General features: G+C 69.6%; 1 protein-coding gene and 1 pseudogene. Both read right to left on the minus strand.

Annotation, left to right across the window (positions count from 1 at the left end; genetic code table 11):
- Positions 1–522, minus strand: a pseudogene (locus AC1D01_RS34400) (hypothetical protein); the annotation flags it as partial.
- Positions 519–1,199: a response regulator gene (locus AC1D01_RS34405; RefSeq protein ID WP_477873950.1), complete on the minus strand. Its 681-nt coding sequence runs from the start codon at positions 1,197–1,199 to the stop codon at positions 519–521. The pseudogene AC1D01_RS34400 and the gene AC1D01_RS34405, both read right to left, overlap by 4 nt.
- Positions 1,200–1,452: the final 253 nt, after the last annotated feature.

Below are 1,452 nucleotides of genomic sequence, written 5' to 3' on the forward strand. Positions count from 1 at the left end.
GATCAGGATGCCGCGTTCGCCCAGCGCGAACAGGATCGACACCGCGTGGCCCGAACGGATCAGCGTGACGCGCGCCGCGGACCGCGCCGATTGCTGCGTGTAGGTGCGCCACGGCATGCCGTCGATGACCAGCTTCTCGAGCCGGCGCTGCTGCGTCGCCGGCACCACGCCGGGCGAGCCGGGCGAGGCATAGAGCAGCCGGTCGCCGAGCCAGACGTTCATCGACATGCGCAGCGCCAGGTCGTCTTCTTCATGGTTCTCGCGGCGCTGGAACACGTCGAGCTTGCGCAGCACCTCCTGCAGCTGCTCGGGCCGGTCGCCCAGGCTGTCGACCAGCGCGAGGATCATGTCGGCGCGCGGGCCCATGTGGCCGGGCTCGAAGATCTCGTCGTAGCGCGCGGTGTCCCAGACGAAGTAGGCCACCGCCGCCGACCACAGCAGCAGCACCGTCAGCATCTGGGCCAGCACCAGGCGGCTGACCAGCGAGCTGCGCAGCCGCCGCCACAACGCGGCGGGCGTCATGCCCCGCCCCTGGCCGGTGCGACGCGGTCGATCACGTAGCCGACGCCACGCACCGTGCGGATGTAGCCCGGCCCGATCTTGCGGCGCAGGTTGGACATGTGCACGTCGAGCACGTTGCTCTCGTTGTCGAGCCCGCCGGGCAGCACCTGCTCTTCGAGCACGCGGCGCGTCAGCACGCGGTCGGCGCGCTTCATCAGCAGGCACAGCAGCTCGAACTCGCTGCGCGACAGCTCGACCGCCCGCTCGTCGACCGTCACACGCATCGTCGCCTCGTGCAGCGCGAGCTGGCGGATCTCGATCGTGTCGTTGACCAGGCCGAAGCTGCGCCGCGCCAGCGCCCGCACCCGCGACAGCAGCTCGGCCAGCGCGAACGGTTTCACCAGGTAGTCGTCGGCGCCGCTGTCGAGGCCGGCCAGGCGGTCCTCGAGCGCATCGCGCGCCGTCAGGATCAGCACCGGCATCGGCAGGCGCTCGCGGCGCAGGCGCGCCAGCAGCGCCAGGCCGTCGCCGTCGGGCAGGCCCAGGTCGAGCAGCACCAGGTCGCAGGCCTGGGTGTCGATGGCGTGCAGCGCGTCGCCCAGCCGGCGCACCCAGGTGACCTGCAGGCCCTGGTCTTCGAGCGCGATGCGCACGCCGTTGCCCAGTTCGAGGTCGTCTTCGATCAGCAGGATCTTCATGGCATGGCTCATGGACACCGATTGGAGACGCCGAACCTGAAGGTTGGGTGAAGCCGCGCCGGGGTCGCGGCGCGCGCCTTCATCGAACCTTCATGAAGGGTTCAGGTTCGCTTCAGGCGGGGTTCCGACACTGCCGTCATCCCAACCGAGCGAGACTCTCCATGTTCACCGATTCCAACGCCTTCCGAAAGACCTGCATGACGCTGCGCCAACGCCTCTTCCATCCGATGATCCCGACCCTGCTGACCGGCGC

This window comes from Rhizobacter sp. P3_B12 (assembly GCF_056402895.1).

Excerpts from the sequence above, each read along its gene's own strand:
- AC1D01_RS34405 (WP_477873950.1), bottom strand. The coding sequence starts at position 1,199 with ATGAAGATCCTGCTGATCGAAGACGACCTCGAACTGGGCAACGGCGTG.